The sequence below is a fragment of the Cellulosimicrobium sp. NPDC057862 genome (assembly GCF_042797035.1).
Lineage (GTDB): Bacteria > Actinomycetota > Actinomycetes > Actinomycetales > Cellulomonadaceae > Cellulosimicrobium.
In genome coordinates this window covers 17200-35788 of record NZ_JBHVMH010000010.1, presented here as the reverse complement: position 1 = coordinate 35788, position 18589 = coordinate 17200, and the positions used below count along the sequence as shown (strand labels likewise).

The 18589-nt window shown below is 75.5% G+C and carries 19 protein-coding genes; 9 read left to right on the top strand and 10 right to left on the bottom strand.

Annotation, left to right across the window (positions count from 1 at the left end):
* Positions 1-225 precede the first annotated feature (225 nt).
* Positions 226-870, top strand: a complete 645-nt coding sequence (locus ACFVN3_RS13525) for an RNA polymerase sigma factor (RefSeq protein ID WP_378233377.1) — start codon at positions 226-228, stop codon at positions 868-870.
* The gene (locus ACFVN3_RS13520) at positions 867-1856 is read left to right on the top strand and encodes a hypothetical protein (protein WP_378233376.1); all 990 of its coding nucleotides are present in this window, start codon (positions 867-869) and stop codon (positions 1854-1856) included. The genes ACFVN3_RS13525 and ACFVN3_RS13520 overlap by 4 nt, the downstream gene beginning before the upstream one ends.
* Before the next feature lie 97 nt (positions 1857-1953).
* Here the strand turns inward: ACFVN3_RS13520 and ACFVN3_RS13515 are convergent, their stop codons facing one another.
* Positions 1954-2877: an LLM class F420-dependent oxidoreductase gene (locus ACFVN3_RS13515; protein WP_378233513.1), complete on the bottom strand. Its 924-nt coding sequence runs from the start codon at positions 2875-2877 to the stop codon at positions 1954-1956.
* 156 nt (positions 2878-3033) lie between these two features.
* Positions 3034-3333, bottom strand: a complete 300-nt coding sequence (locus tag ACFVN3_RS13510) for a Dabb family protein (RefSeq protein WP_378233374.1) — start codon at positions 3331-3333, stop codon at positions 3034-3036.
* Positions 3334-3382: 49 nt separating this feature from the next.
* Here ACFVN3_RS13510 and ACFVN3_RS13505 point away from each other — a divergent pair, with 49 nt between their 5' ends.
* The gene (locus tag ACFVN3_RS13505; RefSeq protein ID WP_378233373.1) at positions 3383-3826 is read left to right on the top strand and encodes a hypothetical protein; all 444 of its coding nucleotides are present in this window, start codon (positions 3383-3385) and stop codon (positions 3824-3826) included.
* A gap of 10 nt (positions 3827-3836) precedes the next feature.
* Positions 3837-4730 carry an LLM class flavin-dependent oxidoreductase gene (locus ACFVN3_RS13500; protein ID WP_378233372.1) on the top strand — a complete coding sequence of 298 codons (894 nt, stop codon included), beginning with the start codon at positions 3837-3839 and terminating at the stop codon, positions 4728-4730.
* Between the two features lie 3 nt (positions 4731-4733).
* Here the strand turns inward: ACFVN3_RS13500 and ACFVN3_RS13495 are convergent, their stop codons facing one another.
* Complete coding sequence (locus tag ACFVN3_RS13495) at positions 4734-5027, bottom strand: hypothetical protein (protein ID WP_378233371.1); 294 nt, start codon at positions 5025-5027, stop codon at positions 4734-4736.
* Positions 5028-5179: 152 nt separating this feature from the next.
* Here ACFVN3_RS13495 and ACFVN3_RS13490 point away from each other — a divergent pair, with 152 nt between their 5' ends.
* Entirely contained in the window at positions 5180-5380 is a 201-nt protein-coding gene (locus ACFVN3_RS13490; RefSeq protein ID WP_378233370.1) for a DUF2510 domain-containing protein, read from the top strand.
* 23 nt (positions 5381-5403) lie between these two features.
* Here the strand turns inward: ACFVN3_RS13490 and ACFVN3_RS13485 are convergent, their stop codons facing one another.
* Positions 5404-6003, bottom strand: coding sequence for a dihydrofolate reductase family protein (locus ACFVN3_RS13485; protein ID WP_378233368.1), 600 nt, complete (start codon positions 6001-6003; stop codon positions 5404-5406).
* A gap of 87 nt (positions 6004-6090) precedes the next feature.
* A complete protein-coding gene (locus ACFVN3_RS13480) occupies positions 6091-8004 on the bottom strand; it encodes an ABC transporter ATP-binding protein (protein ID WP_378233367.1) in 1914 nt (637 codons plus the stop codon).
* A 140-nt stretch (positions 8005-8144) separates the two neighbouring features.
* Here ACFVN3_RS13480 and ACFVN3_RS13475 point away from each other — a divergent pair, with 140 nt between their 5' ends.
* The 3 genes from ACFVN3_RS13475 (at position 8145) to ACFVN3_RS13465 (ending at position 9521) form a co-directional block, all read left to right on the top strand.
* Complete coding sequence (locus ACFVN3_RS13475) at positions 8145-8783, top strand: TetR/AcrR family transcriptional regulator (RefSeq protein WP_378233366.1); 639 nt, start codon at positions 8145-8147, stop codon at positions 8781-8783.
* A complete protein-coding gene (locus ACFVN3_RS13470; RefSeq protein WP_378233365.1) occupies positions 8780-9067 on the top strand; it encodes a hypothetical protein in 288 nt (95 codons plus the stop codon). The genes ACFVN3_RS13475 and ACFVN3_RS13470 overlap by 4 nt, the downstream gene beginning before the upstream one ends.
* Positions 9068-9239: 172 nt before the next feature.
* Positions 9240-9521, top strand: a complete 282-nt coding sequence (locus tag ACFVN3_RS13465) for a hypothetical protein (protein ID WP_378233364.1) — start codon at positions 9240-9242, stop codon at positions 9519-9521.
* 10 nt (positions 9522-9531) lie between these two features.
* Here the strand turns inward: ACFVN3_RS13465 and ACFVN3_RS13460 are convergent, their stop codons facing one another.
* The 5 genes from ACFVN3_RS13460 to ACFVN3_RS13440 form a co-directional block, all read right to left on the bottom strand.
* Complete coding sequence (locus ACFVN3_RS13460) at positions 9532-10155, bottom strand: ECF transporter S component (protein WP_378233363.1); 624 nt, start codon at positions 10153-10155, stop codon at positions 9532-9534.
* A 74-nt stretch (positions 10156-10229) separates the two neighbouring features.
* The gene (locus ACFVN3_RS13455) at positions 10230-11081 is read right to left on the bottom strand and encodes an energy-coupling factor transporter transmembrane component T (RefSeq protein WP_378233362.1); all 852 of its coding nucleotides are present in this window, start codon (positions 11079-11081) and stop codon (positions 10230-10232) included.
* Positions 11078-12895 carry an ABC transporter ATP-binding protein gene (locus tag ACFVN3_RS13450; protein WP_378233360.1) on the bottom strand — a complete coding sequence of 606 codons (1818 nt, stop codon included), beginning with the start codon at positions 12893-12895 and terminating at the stop codon, positions 11078-11080. The genes ACFVN3_RS13455 and ACFVN3_RS13450 overlap by 4 nt, the downstream gene beginning before the upstream one ends.
* A gap of 69 nt (positions 12896-12964) precedes the next feature.
* Positions 12965-15667: a polynucleotide kinase-phosphatase gene (locus ACFVN3_RS13445; RefSeq protein ID WP_378233359.1), complete on the bottom strand. Its 2703-nt coding sequence runs from the start codon at positions 15665-15667 to the stop codon at positions 12965-12967.
* Entirely contained in the window at positions 15664-17190 is a 1527-nt protein-coding gene (locus tag ACFVN3_RS13440; protein ID WP_378233358.1) for a 3' terminal RNA ribose 2'-O-methyltransferase Hen1, read from the bottom strand. Before ACFVN3_RS13440 ends, ACFVN3_RS13445 begins: the two co-directional genes overlap by 4 nt.
* 185 nt (positions 17191-17375) lie before the next feature.
* Here ACFVN3_RS13440 and ACFVN3_RS13435 point away from each other — a divergent pair, with 185 nt between their 5' ends.
* Positions 17376-18569: a class I SAM-dependent methyltransferase gene (locus ACFVN3_RS13435; RefSeq protein WP_378233357.1), complete on the top strand. Its 1194-nt coding sequence runs from the start codon at positions 17376-17378 to the stop codon at positions 18567-18569.
* The last annotated feature ends 20 nt before the right edge of the window (positions 18570-18589 follow it).

The following is an 18589-nucleotide window of genomic DNA, read 5'->3' as shown; positions in this document are numbered from 1 at the left end:
ACGACCCGGAAACGCGCCGTTCACGGGCGGAAACGGAGAATTCACGGCGCCGACGCGCCGCGCGTCCGACCGGTGGACGCTCCGGAGGGCGAGCCGGTCGTCCACCGGGATCGCGCCGTCGCGCACCGCGGACCGGTCACCGCCACCGCACCGGGAGGGTGTAACGCACCGGCCAGCACCGGACATGAGACGGTCGTCCACGTCACCCGGTCGAGAGGACCCCGGATGCCCGCCCCTGACCGTCCGCCCGAGCGGACCCCGTCGGCCCCACCGCCGGACGAGGACCGCGCGGCCCGGTTCACCGCCCTGTTCGAGGCCACGCACCGTCCCCTGCTCGCCTACGCGGTGCGGCGCGTTGCCGACCCGTCCGACGCCGCCGACGTCGTCGCCGAGGCGTTCCTCGTCGCCTGGCGACGCCTCGACGACGTCCCGGTCGGGGACGACGCGCGACCGTGGATGTTCGGCGTCGCACGCCGCGTCCTGGCGAACCTCCACCGGGGCGCGCGGCGCCGGCTCGCCCTCGCCGACAGGCTCCGCGCCGAGGTCGCGGAGGCCACCCCACCGCCGACCGGCGAGCTGAGCGACGTCGAGCGTGCGCTCGCGCGGCTCGGCCCCGACGACCAGGAGCTGCTGCGCCTGGTCGCGTGGGAGGAGCTCGCGCGCGACGAGATCGCCCTGGTGCTCGGCATCTCGCGGGCCGCGGTCCGGGTGCGCCTGCACCGTGCGCGCCGGCGGCTGGCCGAGCAGCTCGACGGGCTCGTCGCACCCGGCGCACCGACGTCCGCGCCGCAGAGGAAACGGGACGACCCGACCGGACACGTGGTCACCGGGTGGGGACGGCCCCGCCCCGGAACCGAGGAGGCACGATGACGGACCCGATCATGCAGCTGCGCAGTATGGACCCGGCCCGGCGTGCGGATCTCGGTGCCGTGGACGAGGCGGCGTTCGCCGCCCTGCGGGAGGAGATCCTCATGGCCAGCACGCTCGACCCCACGAACGCCGCCCCCGCCGCACCCCCGTCACGTCGTCGACGGCTCGGGCGCCGTGGCGCGCTCGCGCTAGGCCTGGCGACGGTGCTCGCCGGCGGCGGCGTCGCGTACGCGGCGATCCAGGCGTTCCGCGGCTCGTCGGGCGAGGGCGTCACGTGCGTGACCGCCTGGAGCCCGGACGTCGCGGAGGGGCTGGACGTGGACGCGGCCGGACCGTGGCTCACCGGAGACCCGTACGCGGACTGCACCACGCTCCTCGCGGAGCAGGGTCTGCCGCCGATCGAGGACGCCGTGGCCTTCTCCTGGGACGGCCAGACGTACGTCGCCCCGGCCGGCCAGGTGCCCGACGGCGTCGAGCGGCTCGAGGGCCGCTCGGCGGTGGACCCCGCCGTGGTCGAGCTGCAGCAGAGCGTGACCGACCGGGTCGACGGCGGGGCGAGCGCGTGCCGCACCGTCGCCGATGGTGTCGCCTGGGCCGAGGACGAGCTCGACCGGCTCGGCCTGGACGACTGGTCCGTCGGCGAGCACGACGCGCTGCCCGAGAGTGCCGACGGGACGCCGGTGTGCGCATTCGCGACCGTCGACGTCGGCGGGCGCGCGGTCGTCGTCGGCGCCTCAGGCAGCTCCGACGGGATCCTCGAGGACCCGGTGGTCGCCGCGATCGTGTCGGCGCTGAAGGGCGGGATCACGGAGGGGTGCGTCTCCCTCGGCGAGGCCCGGGCGATCGCCGACGAGGCCCTCACCTCGGTCGACGGCCCGTTCCCGACGACGAGCGTCCCGGACGAGAGCGCCTCGTGCGCCCGCGTGGACCTCTTCGTCGGCGGCGCCGTCCAGGTGACCGTCTACGGGCCGACCTCCGCCGGCTGACCGGTCGGCCACGGCCGCTGCCCCGCGGTACGCGCCCGCGTCGCGACGACCTGTTTCGTCGCGACGCGGGTTCGGGGGCAGGCCCGGACGCGTGCCGTCAGGGCAGCTGCGGCACGACCTGCGACGCGATGAGCTCGAGGTGGTCGAGGTCGTGCAGGTCGAGCACCTGGAGGTAGAACCGGGTGGCGCCCTGCTCGGCGGCGGCCGCGACCTTGTCCGCGACCTCGGAGACCGTCCCGGCCAGGCCGTTGCGGCGCACCTCGTCGGGCTCGCGCCCGATCGCCTCGGCCCGACGGCGGAACTCCGCCTCGTCCTTGCCCACCGCGACGACGAACGCGGCCGAGTACACGAGCGAGTCGGGGTCGCGGTCGGCGTCGAGGCACGCGGCACGCACGTTCTCGAACCGCTCGGGCAGCACGCCCGGGTCGGGGAACGCCGCGTTGAACTCGCTCGCGTAGCGGGCCGCGAGCGCCGGGGTGCGCCGCGGCCCGTGACCGCCGACGATCACGGGGATGCGGTCCTGGGCGGGCTTGGGCAGCGCCGGCGAGTCCTTGAGCGCGTAGTGCTCGCCGCTGAACGAGAACGTCTCGCCGACCGGCGTCTCCCACAGCCCCGTGATCACCGCGAGCTGCTCCTCGAGGATCCCGAACCGCTTCTCCGGGAATGGGATGCCGTACGCCTCGTGCTCGCGCGCGAACCAGCCCGCGCCGAGCCCGAGCTCCACGCGACCGCCCGACATCTGGTCGACCTGCGCCACCTGGATCGCCAGCACGCCCGGGTGGCGGAACGTCGCGGACGACACGAGCGTGCCGAGCCGGATGCGGCTCGTCTCGCGGGCCAGGCCCGCGAGCGTCGTCCACGCGTCGGTCGGGCCGGGCAGCCCGTCGCCGTCGCCCATGACGAGGTAGTGGTCGGAGCGGAAGAAGGCGTCGAACCCGAGGTCCTCGGTCGCCTTCGCGACCGCGAGGAGGTCGTCGTAGGAGGCGCCCTGCTGGGGCTCGGTGAAGATGCGCAGGTCGATCTTGGTCATGCCGTCACCCTGCCACACGGGTCCGCTTGCCTCCGCCCGCGGAAACTCCGACCCGCGACATAGAACGTCCGGTCGCGAGGTAGAAACCCGCGTGCCCTACCTCGAGACCGGACGTTCTACTTCGGCGGGGATGCCGAGGTGGTGCCGTCAGTCCGTCAAGGAGACGAGGTCGAGCTCCTGGAACTCCGCGACCTCGGGCACCCAGCGGTCGGCGACGAAGCCGCGGTGGTCCGGGTGGGCGTCGTACGCGGCGTACGCGGCGTCGTCGTCGAACACCATGGAGAACTGGAACGTCAGCGGGCTCTTGGCGCTCACCTGGCGCGAGACGGTGAAGTCCCGGACGCCCGGGATCGCGGTGAGCGTGCGGCGCGCGGTGCCGAGGAACTCGGCCTCCTCGGCGCTGCCGGCGGGGTGGACGAGGCGGAAGGCGACGGTGTGCTGGATCACACCGCCACCGTAGACGGGCGGCGCAGCCGACGCCCGCTAGTCTCGCGGCGTGCGCATCCCCTGGCGTGAGGCTTCGCGGCATTTCGACGAGCACGTCGAGGGCTGCCTCCCGGACGGGGTCGTGCACGGGACGGGCGAGGCCGACCACGCCCCGCTCCTTGCGCGGTACGGGGCGCTCGGTTGGCGGATCGAGCGGGAGGGTCGGCCGGTGGACGTGGGTGACTTCCGTCCGCCTACGGACGACCGCCCGACGATCATCGTCTTCCCCGACCCCGTGGTGACGATAAATCTCTTCCTGTGGCCCGAGAGCGAGATCGCCTTCGACGTCGACGCACGCGAGATCCACGACCAGCACACCTTCGACGCCGTCTGCCGCTTCCTCGCGCAGACCGGTCGGGCGCTCCGCAAGGACGTCGACCTGTGCCCCGAGAGGACCACCGCGCCGTTCCTGCGCTACGCGTCACGGACGGACACCGTGGGTCTGTGTCCCTAGGCTGGCACCCATGCGCGTGAGCACCGTGATCCTGCCGATCTATCCGTGGCGTGAGGGCCGGGACGTGTGGCGGGCCGCCGACGACCTCGGGTTCCACGCCGCCTACACGTACGACCACCTGTCGTGGCGGACCTTCCGCGACGGGCCGTGGTTCGGCGCCGTCCCGACGCTCGCCGCCGCGGCGGGCGTGACGGAGCGGGTGCGCCTGGGCACGCTCGTGTCGTCGCCGAACTTCCGGGAGCCCGTGACGTTCGCGAAGGACGTCATGACGCTCGACGACCTGTCCGGCGGGCGCGTCACCGTCGGCCTCGGCGCCGGCACGACGGGCTTCGACGCGACGGTCCTCGGCGGCGAGCCGTGGTCCGCACGGGAGCGCGCCGACCGCCTGCGCGACTTCACGGTCCTGCTGGACCGGCTGCTCACCGAGCCCGCGGTGACGCACGACGAGGGCCACTACCGCGCGCACGAGGCGCGGACGATCCCGGGCCCGGTCCAGTCCCCCCGCGTGCCGTTCGCCATCGCCGCCACGGGCCCGCGCGGGCTGCGGCTCGCCGCACGCTACGGCCAGGCGTGGGTGACGACGGGCGACGGGCGCCTCGGCGACGACGCGACCCCGGCGGAGTCGCGAGCGGCGGTCCGCGACCAGGTGGAGCGGCTCGAGGGCGCGTGCGCCGACGCCGGGCGGGACCCCGCGTCGGTCGAGCGGATCCTGCTCACCGGCTTCACGCCCGACCCTGCGCTGGAGTCGGTCGACGCGTTCGTCGAGACCGCGCACGGGTACGCGGAGGCCGGGATCACGGAGATCGTCGTCCACTGGCCCATCCCGGGCACCCGGTTCGCGGCCGACCAGCGCGTCTTCGAGCAGATCGCGACGGACGGCGCTGCGCAGGTCGACGGGCTGTAGGGCCTAGAAGAGGACGTCGAACACGAAGCGGACCGGAGCGGTCACCGTCTCCCAGACGATGCGCCCTGCGGACCGGTGCTCGAGCCGGGCCTGCCGTGCCGCGAAGACGGCGGCCGCGACCCCGCCCAGGACCGCGGCGGCCAGACAGGTTCCCACGAGCCACGACGGCAGGTCGACCAGGTAGCCGGCCAGCGACAGCGCCGCCGCGACCACGCCCAGCACGAGGCTGACGACGAGACCCCAGGCCGCCACGGGGTCGTATCCACGGCTGTGCCGCGCCTCCCGACCGTCCTCCACCCGCACAGTGTGCCAGCGGCGCGACGTCTCGGTAGCGGGACCTCGGATCGTGTCGAGGGAACCTGCGAGCGCCCCGCTGCGTGTAAGAGGTGGGGGCCCCGTGACACATGTCCGTACGAAGGGGCTCACGGACCGTGACGCGAGGAGGCGACGTGCGCAAGGCGGCGGCGGGCTGGTACGCGGACGCACCCGGTTCGGGGAGCGAACGCTGGTACGACGGCGCGGAGTGGACCGACCGCACCCGCGCGCGCCGCGCGTCGGAGGACGCCGGGCCGTGGCGCCGGGTCCTCGTCGTCGGGGTCGTCGTCGTGCTCGTCGTCGCCGCGCCGCTCCTGCTCGCCGTGCTCGGCTGAGGTACCCCCCGCGACGAGTCGCGTCAGCCGAGCGGCCCGAGCACCCGGTACGTGACGTGCGTGACGAGCGACGCCGCGCGCACGGCGACGGTCTCGAGCGCGAGGGGTGGGACGCCGTCGAGCACGCGGTCCCCATGCCCGAGGACCTGCGGCACGACGTGCAGCCGCAGCTCGTCGAGGAGGCCCGCCGCGAGCGCCTGGTTGATGGTCGCGGCTCCCCCGGCGATTGAGACGTCGCGCTCCCCCGCCGCCTCTCGCGCCTGCGCGACGGCGGACTCGATGCCGTCGGTGACGAAGAAGAAGGTCGTCCCGCCCTCCATGACGAGCGGCTCGCGCGGGTGGTGCGTGAGGACGAAAACCGGCCCGTGGTACGGCGGCTCCGGCCCCCACCACCCGCGCCAGTCGAGGTCCCACTCGCCGCGGCCGGGGCTGAACATGTGGCGACCCATGACGAACGCGCCGGCAGCGAGGATCGCGTCGAGCTCCGCGCGGTTCTCGTCGGCCGTCTCGAACATCCACCGGTGCAGGTCGACGCCCTCGCCGAACGGGTGCTCCAGCGTCTGGTCGGGCCTGGACGAGAACCCGTCCACCGACACCGCCACGTCGCACGTCACGTTCCCCATGCCACCCTCACCCTCCGCGGTCCGCGCGAGCCGGGACCGTCGTCGTCCACATCTGACGCCACCTCCGACCGCCCGTGCACCCGAAACTCATCGCACCGTCTCCCTCGGGGTCGCGGCCTCCTCGGTCGCGATGCGCAGGGCCGCGACGAGCTCGCGGTAGAGCTCGTCGGTCGCGAGGAGCTCGGCGTGCGTGCCGCGTGCGCGGACGCGTCCGTCCTCCATGACGAGGATGAGGTCGGCGTCGATCACGGTCGACAGCCGGTGCGCGATGGTCACGACCGCGCGGTCGCGCGCGAGGTCCTCGATGACGGCGTGCACGGCGGCCTCGGTAAGCCCGTCGACCTGCGCCGTCGCCTCGTCGAGGAGCAGCACGTCGGGGGCGTGCAGGACGGCGCGCGCGAGCGCCACGCGCTGCCTCTCGCCGCCTGAGACGGTCGTCCCGACGAGCGACGTGTCGAGCCCGTCGGCGAGCGAGCGCACCTTGGCCTCGAGCCGGACCTTCGCGAGCGCGGCCCACATGGCCTCGTCGGTCGCGCCGGGGTCGGAGAGCCGGAGGTTCTCGCGGATCGTGCCCGGCACGACGGGCGTCTCCTGCTCGACGTACGCGAACCGGCGCCGGACGTCGTCGAACGTCAGGTCGTCGTAGGGCACGCCGTCGAGCAGGATCTGCCCGGACTCGGGCTGGAGGAACCGCAGGAGCAGGGAGAACGTCGTGGTCTTGCCCGCGCCCGACGGCCCGACGATCGCGACCTGCCCACGGTGCGGCACGTCGAGGTCGAGATCGCGGACCACGGGCTCGCCGCCCGGCAGGTAGCGCGCCGTGACGCCCCGCAGGGAAAGTCGCGGCGCCCCGGCCTCGGTCCCGTCGGTGCCCGACGCCGCAGCCGCCTCCGCCGGGCGGCCCGCCTCCGCGCGGGTCGGGTCGAGCGACGCCGAGCCGGCCCGCCCCGGCCGGGCCGCGTCGTCGTCCTCCTCCGGCTCGATCGCCTGGACCTCGCTGATGCGGCCCGCGGCGGCGATGCCGGCCTGGAGCTGGGTCACGTTCATGGTCAGCCCGGTGACGGGCTCGACGATCTGGAACGCGTAGAGGAGGAACGCGACGAGGCTCGACACGGCGAGCAGCCCCTCGTCGACGCGCCACGCGCCGAGCGCGAGGATGACGATGATCGCGGCCTGGATCCCGCCGCCCGCGATGGTCCACGCGACGGCCTCGGTGCGCACGGCCCGGACGCTGTGCCGCGCGGAGGCCTGCGCGTCGTCGAGCACCCGCTCGATCTGGCGGCCCTCGGCGCGGCTGGCCTTGATGGTGCGGATCGCGCGGAGGCCGCCCTCGAGCGTCCCGCCGAGGCTGCCGAGCGACTCCTGCGCCTTCTCCTGCGCCTTGGCGATCCGCGGCATGAGCCCGCCCACGAGCACGGCGATGACGACGATCGCGCCGAGCGTCGTGCCGAGCAGCACGATGTCGAGCACTCCCATGAGGATGATCGTCCCGACGAGCGACACGGCGAAGTTGACGAGGTTGACGATGCTCGACGACGCGGCCTCGCGCAGCAGCACGGTGTCCGAGGTGACGCGGGTGACGAGCTCGCCCGTCGGGCGCCCGGTGAGCGCGCCGATCCGCGCGCGGAAGTAGCGCCGGACCATGGATGACCGCGCGTCGAGCACGACCCGCTCGGCGAGCGTGCCGAGCAGGATCCACTGCCACAGGCCGAGCACGAGGCCCACGACGAGCAGCCCGACGAGCGTGAGCACGGCCGGGGTGAGCGACTCCCCCGTCCCGAGGGTGTCGAGGACCCACTTGGTCACCATCGGGGTCGCGAGGGCCGCGGCCGTGGTGCCCAGGCCCAGGACGAGCCCGAGCAGGAGCGTGCGGCGATGCGGTCGGACGAACGCCCAGAGCACCCTGAGCCGCGGGAGGAAAGGGCCCTTGGGTGCGTCGGTCGTGGCGGGCGTCGTGGTCGACGGGCCGGGGGCATCGGTCGGGGACATGGCGTCAACCATGGTTGACATCCTCTCTCGTGTCAACTGTGGTTGACGCGCGGGTGGATCTTGGGGCGGAACGAGGTTGACCACTAGTGGAACATGCTTGTTCCACTAGTGGCAAGAGGTGTTCCACGGCGTCGAGGGCTATCGTGGGCCGCGTGACGGCACGAACCAGCGCGCGGGACGCCACCACCGCGCCGGCCCCCGCAGCGGCGCACGACGGCGTGCCCGCGGAGAGCGGAACCCGCGCGCGCACGCGGCGCGCGATCCTCGACGCCGCTGTCGCCGTGCTCAGCACGGACAAGTCCGCGTCGCTCGGCGACGTCGCCCAGGCCGCGCAGGTCGGGCGCACGACGCTGCACCGCTACTTCCCCGAGCGGGCCGACCTCGTCGAGGCGATCGGGTCCGAGGCGGTCGAGCGCACGCGCGCCGCGATCACCGCGGCGCGGCTGGACGACGGCGGGCCGGCGTCCGCGCTGCGCCGCCTCGCGTTCGAGTACTTCGACCTCGGCCCCTGGTACATGGTCCTGTTCAACGAGCTGTCCGGCGGCGAGCCCGAGTTCTGGGCGGAGTCCGACGCGGCGGAGGAGCCGGTGCGCGACCTCCTGCGCCGCGGCCAGGCGGACGGCGTGTTCGACGACCAGCTCAGCGTCTCGTGGCTCGTCCGCACCCTCTGGTGGATGCTCTTCAACGCCTGGGCGATGCACGACGAGGGCGAGGCGACGCGCGCCGACGCGCTGCGTATGGCCGTCCGCAGCATCGAGGGCGTCGCGCTCGCCCGCGAGGCCCGCCCGTGAGCACGGCCCCGGGCCCGGCGCCCCGACCCGGCCTCGGCGAACGCCTGCGGCGCTGGTGGCAGCGCGCCGACGACGTGCGCACGGGCGTGCGCTGGGCGAGCGTCGGGACGGTCTTCGGCGGGATCGCCGTCGCGGTCGTCTGCCTGGTGCTCGTGCTCCGCGGCCGCGTCTGGGCGTGGTTCCCGCTCCTCGTCGCTGCGGCCGTCGCGCTGCGCGAGGTCCGCTACCTCCAGCGCGCCGCCCGCGGCGGCCGGCCTCGCTACCACGAGAACGCGCCCCGCTGACTCCCGGGCGACGTCGCCCGCGCGGGCCACGGGTGGCGCTGCTCGTCATCCGGAGGTCGCACCCCGGTGGACCGCGGGATCCACCGGACGGCCGACGCGCCCGAGGCGGCTCGGCGGGGAGACTGGCGGCACGGCGTCGGGCAGCGGCGCCGGAGACCTCCGGAGGCGCACCGTGACGACCCCCACCCCCGCCCGGGACGCGGCGTTCCCCGAGCAGCTCCCCGAGCCCTTCCCCGACCGGTCGACCGAGCAGCCGTCGGCCCGCGCGGCCGCGCAAGGCCTGCGCTTCACCGCGCGCCGCGGCCGCGGTGCCCGACGACGCACGGCTCGTCCTGCGTCGCGCCCGGTCGTCCCGCCCGTCGAGCGGGCGAACGGCTGGCTCGTCGCGGTGGCCGTCGTGGCCGGCGCGGTGCTGTTCTCGATGCTCGCGATGAACGCGTTCCTCGGCGGCTGAGGATCCCCGCTCAGCCCTGGCCGGCCGCCGCGGGCGAGCCCTCGACCGCCGCGCCGGTGTCGGCGGCCGCCGCGCGACGCGCCGGCACGAGCCCCCGCGCGACGCCCGCGCGCTCGAGACGGCGGGCGAGCAGCAGCCCCGCCCACGTCCCCACGAGCGAGCTCGCCATCATGAGGGCCACGATGAGGACCTGCACGACCGGCGCCATGGACGCGGCGTCGAAGGCGACGAACGCCGACCACGTGTACAGCGCCGAGAAGACGAACGTCGCGACGTAGAACAGCCACGGCGCCCACACGCGGTAGAGCGTGACGAGGAACGCGACCTCGAGCGCGGCGCCCACCATGAGGCACGTGAGGATCGACGACGCCCCGAGCGGCGACGCGGAGCTGATGACGCCCGCGACGAGCATGGTGAGCACCGCGGCGCCGGGTCGGCGCACGAGCGCGAGCGCGAGCACCGGCCCGACGATCCACAGGCCGAGCATCGCGGAGTAGAGCACCGGCACGGTCGACGCGAGCGCCGCCGCGACGAAGTTCGCCGGGACCAGCAGCACGCCCGTCGCGGCACCGATGGCGGCACAGGTCATGAGGTAGCGCGTCGTGAGGGACTGGCGGCGGGTCGAGCTGGGCATCGTGGGCTCCGGGACGTCGAGGGTCTGGGCGGGTGGATGGAAGCGGTCGAGCCAGGGCGGGCGACAGGCCGCGGTCAGCCGGTCAGGGCGGGCACCACGACGAGGGCGATGCCCGCCGCGACGCCCCACGTCGCGAGGAGGAAGACGACGTCGCGCACGCGGAACGGCACGAGGACCCGCTCGGTGCGGGTCGCGTGCGCGCCGAACCCGCGCGCCTCCATGGCGAGCGACACGCGCTCGCCGTGGCGGATGCCGCCCGCGAGGAGCGGGACGGCGTAGCCGAGGTGGCGCCGGCCCGCCGCGACGGGCCCGCGCCCGTGGTCGACGCCGCGCACGCGGTGCGCCGCGCGGATCACCTCGAGCTCGTGGCCGAAGCGCGGCACGAACCGCAGCGCGGACAGCGCCGCGTACCCCACGCGGTACGGCACGCGGAGCTGCTGGACCAGGGCGCGGACGACGTCCTGCCCGGTCGTCGACAGCCCGCCGACGAGCACGAGCAGCAGGAGCGCGCACGTGCGCAGGCTCGTCGCCAGCCCGGTCTCGAGCGCCCCGGACCACAGGTGGAACGGGCCGACGGTCGCGAGCAGCGTCGTGCCGTCGACGTCGCGGGGGTCGGTGAGCACGCCGAACGACACCGTCATGACGGCGGCGAGCGCGGGCAGGCCGAGCAGCAGGACCGCGACGACGCGCCGGGGCGGCCGGACCATGACGAGGATGACGAGGAGCGCCGCGAGCCCGACGAGCGCGGGCGTCAGCAGGTCACGGGTCGTGAACACCCAGACGACCACGGGCAGCGGACCGAACGCCGTGACGAGCGGGTCGTAGGTGCGCAGGTCCCCCGCCGGACCGGCGAACCGGCCGAGGCGCGCGTCGCCCGGCGTCGCGCGCGCAGGGCGGGGCCGGGAGTCGAGCGTGCCCGCGCTCATGCCCCGACCCCCGCGGGGACGGGCGCGACGGGCAGGTCCGCGAGGCGCGCGACGCGCCGCCACGCAGGGTCGGCCAGGTGCCGGGTCGCGCGCGCGAGCGGGGGCGTGCGCAGGCCGGCGAGGCGCAGGACGTCCTCGTCGCCCAGGACGTCGCCCGGAGCGCCGTCGGCGACGACGCTCCCGCCCGCGAGCGCCACGACGCGCGTCGCGTGCTCCGCGACCAGCTGCATGTCGTGGCTCACGACGACGACCGCCGTCCCGTCGCGGCGCAGGTCGGTGAGCAGGTCGAGCAGCTCGGCGGCGCGCTCGCGGTCCTGTCCGTAGGTCGGCTCGTCGAGCACGAGGACCTCGGGGCGGCACACGATCGCGGTCCCCACCGAGAGGCGACGCTTCTGCCCGCCGGACAGGAGGAACGGGTGCCGGTCGCGCAGGTCGGCGAGACCGAACCGGCGCAGCACGTCCTCGACGCGCGCCGCGACCTCGTCCTCGGGCACGCCGCGCACGCGCAGGCCGAGCGCGAGCTCGTCGTCGACGCGCGACGTGACGAGCTGGTGCTCGGGGTTCTGGAAGACGAACCCGACGTGCCGGGAGAGCTCGCGCGGGTCGGCACGGGTCGGGTCGAGGCCCGCGACGGTCACGCGGCCGTCGAGCGCCCCGCGGCGCGGCCGCAGCACGCCCGCGGCGAGCTGCGCGAGCGTCGTCTTGCCCGCCCCGTTGGCGCCGACGACGGCGACGAGCTCGCCCGGCGCGACCGCGAGCGACACGTCGCGCAGCACGGTCGCACCGCGCCCGCGGCGGGCGCCGCGTCGTAGCGTCACGCGGTCGACGACGAGGACCGGCTCGGGCGCGGCCCGTCCCGGCTCGCGCGGGCGCGGCGACGCGTCGGGCAGGTGCGTCACGGTCGCCAGGGCGGTCCCCAGCTCGTCGGGAGTGAGCGGCACGGGGTCGAGGTGCACGCCCGCGGCGCGCAGCCGCAGCGCGGCGAGCGTCGCGGTGGGCAGCCAGACGCCAAGCGCCGCGAGCGCCTCGGCCCGCTCGCCCAGCACCTCGCGGACGGGGCCGTCGTGGGCGAGCCTCCCGGCGCCGTCGAGCACGACGACGCGGTCGACGAGCGAGACCGCGGCGTCGAGGTCGTGCTCGACGAGCAGCACCGCGCGGTCGCCGCGCGCCACGACGTCGCGCAGCACCGCGTAGACCTCCTCGGTGCCCTGCGGGTCGAGGTTGGCCGTCGGCTCGTCGAGCACGAGGAGCGGAGACCCGAGGGCGAGCGCGCACGCGATCGCGAGCCGCTGGCGGCCACCGCCCGAGAGCACGGCGGGGTCGTCGTCGCGACGCTCCCACAGGCCGACGCGGCGCAGCGCGTCCTCGGCGCGGGCGAGCACGTCGTCCACCGGGAGGCGCAGGTTCTCGGGGCCGAAGCACACCTCGTCGAGCAGCGTGCCCGTGACGACCTGGGCGTCGGGGTCCTGGAAGACCATCGCGACGTCGCGCGAGAGCTCGGGCGGCGTCGTCTCGGCCGTGGACCGCCCGCGCACGCGGACCGCCCCCTCCAGGTCGGCCCCGACGACGTGCGGGACGAGCCCGTTCGTCGCGAGCGCGAGCGTCGACTTGCCGCAGCCCGACGGGCCGAGCAGGAGCACCGCCTCGCCGGGGCGCACGTCGAACGTGACGCCGTCGGGCGTCGGGCGCCCGGCCGCGCGCGGGCCGGGATCCGCGCCGGGTCCCGCGGGGTCGTGCTCGTGGTACCGGACGCTCACGCCGCGCGCCGCGAGCAGCGGCTCCGGGATGCCGTTCGACGTCTCGTCCGCGATCACGCGGCTCAGGATAGGCGAACCTAAGCCGCGTGACGAGACCTTGCTCGAGCCTGGGGACGACGCGCGCGGTCAGAGCCGCGGGTCGACCGGTTCCGACTCCAGCGCGAGCACCGCGAACACCGGCTCGTGGACGCGCCACGTCGGCTCCCCGCGCGCGACCCGGTCGAGCGCCTCGAGGCCGAGCGCGTACTCGCGCAGCGCGAGCGAGCGCTTGCGCCCGAGCGACCGCTCGCGCAGCCGTTCGAGGTGGCGCTCCTCCGTGTACTCGGGGCCGTAGATGATGCGCAGGTACTCCCGGCCGCGGACCTTGAGCCCGGGCTGCACGAGCCCGCCACCCTTGCCGCCCGCGGCCCGCCGTCGCCGCACGAGGTTCGCGAGCGGCTTGACCACCATGCCCTCTCCCCCGGCCGCCGTGAGCTCCTCCCACCACGCCGTCGCCTCGCCGCGCGACGCGTCGTCCGCGAGGTCGACGACGACGCGCCGCGTCGTGCGGAACAGCGCCGGGTCCGCCGCGACGAGGCCGTCCGCGACGTCGAGGTGCCACAGGTGGTCGCGCTCGGCGTACGTCGTCCCGGTCGCCTCCGCAGACCCCGGTCGCGCGGACGTCCCGCTCGCGAGCACTTGGAACGGCGCGACCTGCACGCCGCGCAGCGGGTCAGCGGAACCGTCGTCGGCTCCCGTGTCCCACCGGTAGCGCCGGTAGGACTCGACGAACAGCTCGGCGTCGGTCGCGCGCCGCGCGGTCCGACGACGGAGCGCACCCACGTCCACGCCGCGCGCCTCCGCGGCGGCCAGGGCCGCGAGCGCGGACGGCATGACGGCCCGTGCCGCCGCCCCGACGCTCGCGTACTGGTCGCGCAGGAGCTGGTCCGCCTTGAGGGACCACGGGAGCACCTCGGCATCGAGCAGCACCCAGTCGGCGCCGAGCGCCTCCCACGTCCCGGCCGCGTCGAGCGCCGCGGCGACGCGCCCGAGCAGCAGCGCCGTCGTCGGCTCGTCGAGGAACGACCGCCCCGTGCGCGTGTGCACGGCGCCGGGCGCCTCGATGCCGAACCGCTCGGCGACGACGCGCGAGCCGTCCGACCCCGAGTCGCGCGCGACGAGCAGGACCGCGCGCGAGCCCATGTGCTTCTCCTCGCACACGACGCGGTCGACGCCGTCGCGCGCGTACGCGGCGAACGCGCCGTCGGGGTGCTCGAGCAGGCCGGGCAGGGTCGACGTGGCGACCGGGCTCATGGTCGGCGGCAGGTACAGCAGCAGGCGCGGGTCGACGGCGAACCGGCTCATGACCTCGAGCGCGCCCGCCGCCTGCTCCTCGCCGACGGTCACGCGCCCGTGCGTCGAGGTCTCGACGACGCGTCGCCCGAGCACGTCGGACACGGAGAGCAGGTCGGGCTCGCGCGCGGGCACGCCCGAGCCGTCGGGCAGGAACGGGCGCGCGGGCGCGTAGTACTCTCTCGCGGCCGGCACCTGCACGACCTCCTTCTCCGGGTAGCGCAGCGCGGACAGCTTCCCGCCGAACACGCACCCCGTGTCGAGGCACATCGTGTTGTTGACCCACTCGGCCTCGGGCGTCGGCGTGTGCCCGTAGAGGACCGTGGCGCGGCCGCGGTAGTCGTCCGCCCACGGGTAGCGCACCGGCAGCCCGAACTCGTCGGTCTCGCCCGTGGTGTCGCCGTAGAGCGCAAAGCTCCGCACGCGCCCGGACGCCCGGCCCTGGTAGGACTCCTTGAGCCCGGCGTGCGCGACGACGAGGCGGCCGTCGTCGAGCACGAGGTGGGACACCAGGTCGCGGCAGAACTCCGCGACCTCGCGCCGGAACTCCTCGGGCTCCTCGGCGAGCTGGGCGAGCGTCGTCTCGAGGCCGTGGGAGACCTTCACGTCGCGCCCGCCGAGCGCGCGCACGAGCTTGTGCTCGTGGTTGCCCGGCACCGCGAGCGCGTGCCCCGCGCGGACCATGCCCATCGCGAGGCGCAGCACGCCCGGGGAGTCGGGGCCGCGGTCGACCAGGTCGCCGAGGAAGATCGCGCGGCGGCCCTCGGGGTGCGCGGCGTCGACGGGCCGGCCCGCGTCGTCGCGCACGACGGCGTAGCCCAGCTCCCCGAGGAGCGTCACCAGCTCGTCGAGGCAGCCGTGCACGTCGCCGATCGCGTCGAACGGGCCGTGCTCGTCGCGGCGGTCGGTGAGCAGCGGCGTCCGCACGATGCGTGCCGCCGCGACCTCGTCCTCCCCACGCAGGACGTGCACGGTGCGGAACCCCTCGCGCTGGAGGCTCTTGAGCGACGAGCGCAGCGCCGCCCGCTGCCGCGTCACCACGTGCGCGCCGAACCCGCGGTCCGCACGTGCCACGTTGCGCTCGACCGCGACCTTCTCCGGCACGTCGAGGACGATCGCCACGGGCAGGACGTCGTGGGCGCGCGCGAGCGCGACGAGGGTCTTGCGGGCCTCGCGCTGCACGTTCGTCGCGTCGACGACGGTGAGCAGGTTCGCCGCGAGGCGCTTGGACACGATCGTCTCCAGCACCTCGAACGCGGCCTTCGTGGCCGCCTGGTCGTTCTCGTCGTTCGACACGAGGCCGCGGCACACGTCCGACGACACCGTCTCGTACGGGCCGAAGTGCTCGCGCGCGAACGTCGACTTTCCCGAGCCGGAGACGCCGACGAGCACCACGAGGCTCGACGCGGGGACGCGCAGGTCGCGGCTCCCCGTCGCACGATCGGTCGCGGGCTCGGTCGCGGGCTCGGGCGCGGGCTCGGTCGTGCGCTCGCTCATCGGGCCTCCTCCCCGTCGCGCGTGCCAGGTGCTGCCACGGTCGGCGCGTCGTGCTCGACGGTCCCCTCCGGCAGGAGCGCGAGGACCACCATCTGCGTGGGCGCCCCGACGTCCGGCGCGAGCGGTCCGACGTCGCGGTGCTCGACCGCGTACCCGTACCGGTCCGCGGCGGCGTCCGCCCATGCGCGGAGCTCGGCGCGCGTCCACTCGAACCGGTGGTCGGGGTGCCGCACCCTGCTCCCGCCCGGCCCGTCCAGGAGGTTCGGGTAGTGCACGTTGTACTCGGCGTTGGGCGTCGTGACGACGACGACGCGCGGCCGCGCGTGCCCCAGCACCGCCTGTGCCAGCGCGTCGAGGCGCGACGCGTCGACGTGCTCGACGACCTCCATGAGCACCGCGGCGTCGAACCCCGCGAGCCGGTCGTCGGTGTACGTGAGGGACGACTGGAGCAGGCGCACGCGCTCGCGCTCGGCGTCGTTCGCGTCGTGCAGGCGCAGCCGCGCGGCCGCGCGCTCGAGCTCGCGCGCCGAGACGTCGGTGCCCAGGACGCGCGTGAACGTCCGGTCGGCGGCGAGGCGGCGCAGGAGCGCGCCCTCCCCGCAGCCGAGGTCGACGACGGTCCGCGCGCCCACCTCGTGCAGCACCCCGAGCACGGCGTCCGCGCGCTGCCGGGCGAGCGGTGGCTCCGGCGCGTCCTCCTCGGGTGGCGCCGCGCCATCGGGCGAGACCTCGCCGTCGGGCACGACCTGCTCCTCCGCGGGCGCGGCGCCGTCGAGCGCGGCGAGGCGCGCCGTCGCGTCCTCGACGTAGCGGCGCTGGTGCGCGAGGTAGCGGCGCAGGATCTGCGCGCGCTCGGGGTGGTCGGCGAGCCAGCCGCCACCCGCGCGCACGAGCTTGTCCACCTCGTCCGTGGAGACCCAGTAGTGCTTGGCGTCGTCGAGCACGGGCAGCAGGACGTAGAGCTGCGCGAGCGCGTCGGCGAGCCGGCGCGTGCCGTGCAGGCGCAGGTCGACGTACCGCGAGGCGCCCCACGCGGGGACGGTCGGGTCGAGCGGCTCCGCGGTCGCCGTGACGTGCCAGCCCAGCGGCTCGAAGAGCCGGCGCGCCAGGTCGACCCCACCGCGACAGGGCAACGACGGTACGTGCACGTCGAGCGGGAGCTCGACGTCGGGGAGGTCGGGCCGGGCGTCGCACCGGCCCGCCATCGCGGTCGCGAACACCTTGCCCAGCGCGACGGCGACCATCGACGACGCGGCATACGGTCGGTCGTTGACGTACTGCGCGAGCGCGAAGGCGTCCCCGCCGCCGAAGCGCTTGTTCCGCACGATCCCGACCGGGTCGACCTCGAGCAGCAGCGCGACCTCGCACCGCTCCGCCGTCGCCTCGGGGTAGAACACGTGCGCGCGGCCCACGGGCAGGTCGAACACCTGGGCGCGGTCCGGGTGCTTGTGCAGGAGGAACCCGAGGTCGGTGGCGTCGTCGAGCGTCCCCGGGGACGCCGTCGCGGCGAGGGTCACGAGCATGGCCGCCATGGTGCCATCCGGCGCCGGGAGGGGCACCGGGATTGTGGACGAGCGAGCGACCTGTGGACGACCGAAGTTTCAGCCGCTCCGCCCATCGACGTGAGCGCTCCGGAGGTCTACCGTCGATCCCACGGGCGCCGCTGCCCACGGCACGCGCCCGGCCAACGTCCAGCCGGAGGCCGCGCATGGTCGCCACAGCCGAGAACGGGCCCCCGGGCCAGGGGGACGAGCGCGCGGGGAGCGACCCCGCTCCGTCGGGCCCCGCCGCGTCGGACGCCGACGCGTTCGCCGACCGCCTGTTCGCCGCGACGCTCGGCGCGATCGACGTCCTGTCGGTCCACGTCGGCGACCGGCTCGGGTGGTACCGCGCGCTCGTCGAGGCCGGGCCCCTCACCTCGTCCGGGCTCGCCGAGCGCACCGGCACCCACGAGCGGTACGCGCGCGAGTGGCTGGAGCAGCAGGCGGCCAGCGGGATCCTCGTCGCCGAGGACCCGGGCGCCGGCCCCGCGCTCGCGGCCGACCCGGTCGCGGCCGCCCGCGAGCGCCTCTACGCCCTGCCGGCCGCGCACGCGGAGGTCCTCACCGACACGACCTCGCTCGCGTACGTCGCGCCGCTCGCACGCTTCGTCGGCGCGATCGGCCCGCAGCTCCCGCACCTGCTCGACGCGTACCGCACGGGCGGCGGCGTGTCCTGGGACCAGCTCGGCGACGACGCGCGCGAGGCGCAGGCGGAGGTCAACCGGCCGTGGTTCGAGCGCGAGCTCGCGCCGACGCTCGCGCGGGTCCCCGCGGTCCACGACGTGCTGAGCCGCCCCGGGGCGCGGGTGGTCGACGTCGGGTGCGGGTTCGGGTGGTCGACGCTCGCCCTCGCGCGCGCCTACCCGGACGCGGCGCTCCACGGCGTCGACGTGGACCGCCCGTCGGTCGCGGCGGCGCGCGCGGCGGCCGAGGAGGCCGGGCTCGCGGACCGCGTGACGTTCCACCTCGCCGACGCGGCCGAGCTCGGCCTCGTCGAGCCCGCCGGGCTGCCGTTCGACGCCGCGTTCGCGTTCGAGTGCGTGCACGACATGCCGCGACCCGCGGCGGTGCTCGACGCCGTGCGCCGCGCGGTCCGGCCCGACGGCGTCGTCGTGGTCATGGACGAGGCCGTCGGCGAGGAGTTCACCGCGCCCGCCGACGACGTCGACCGGGTCATGTACGGGTACAGCCTCTTCGTGTGCCTGCCCGACGGGCTCTCCTCGCCGCCGTCCGTCGGCACCGGGACCGTCATGCGTCCCGCGACGCTGCGCCGCTACGCGCGCGAGGCCGGGTTCGCGGACGTCGAGGTGCTGCCCGTGGACGACTTCCGGTTCTTCCGGTTCTACCGGCTGGTGCCCTGACCGCCCGGACGAGGCGCGCG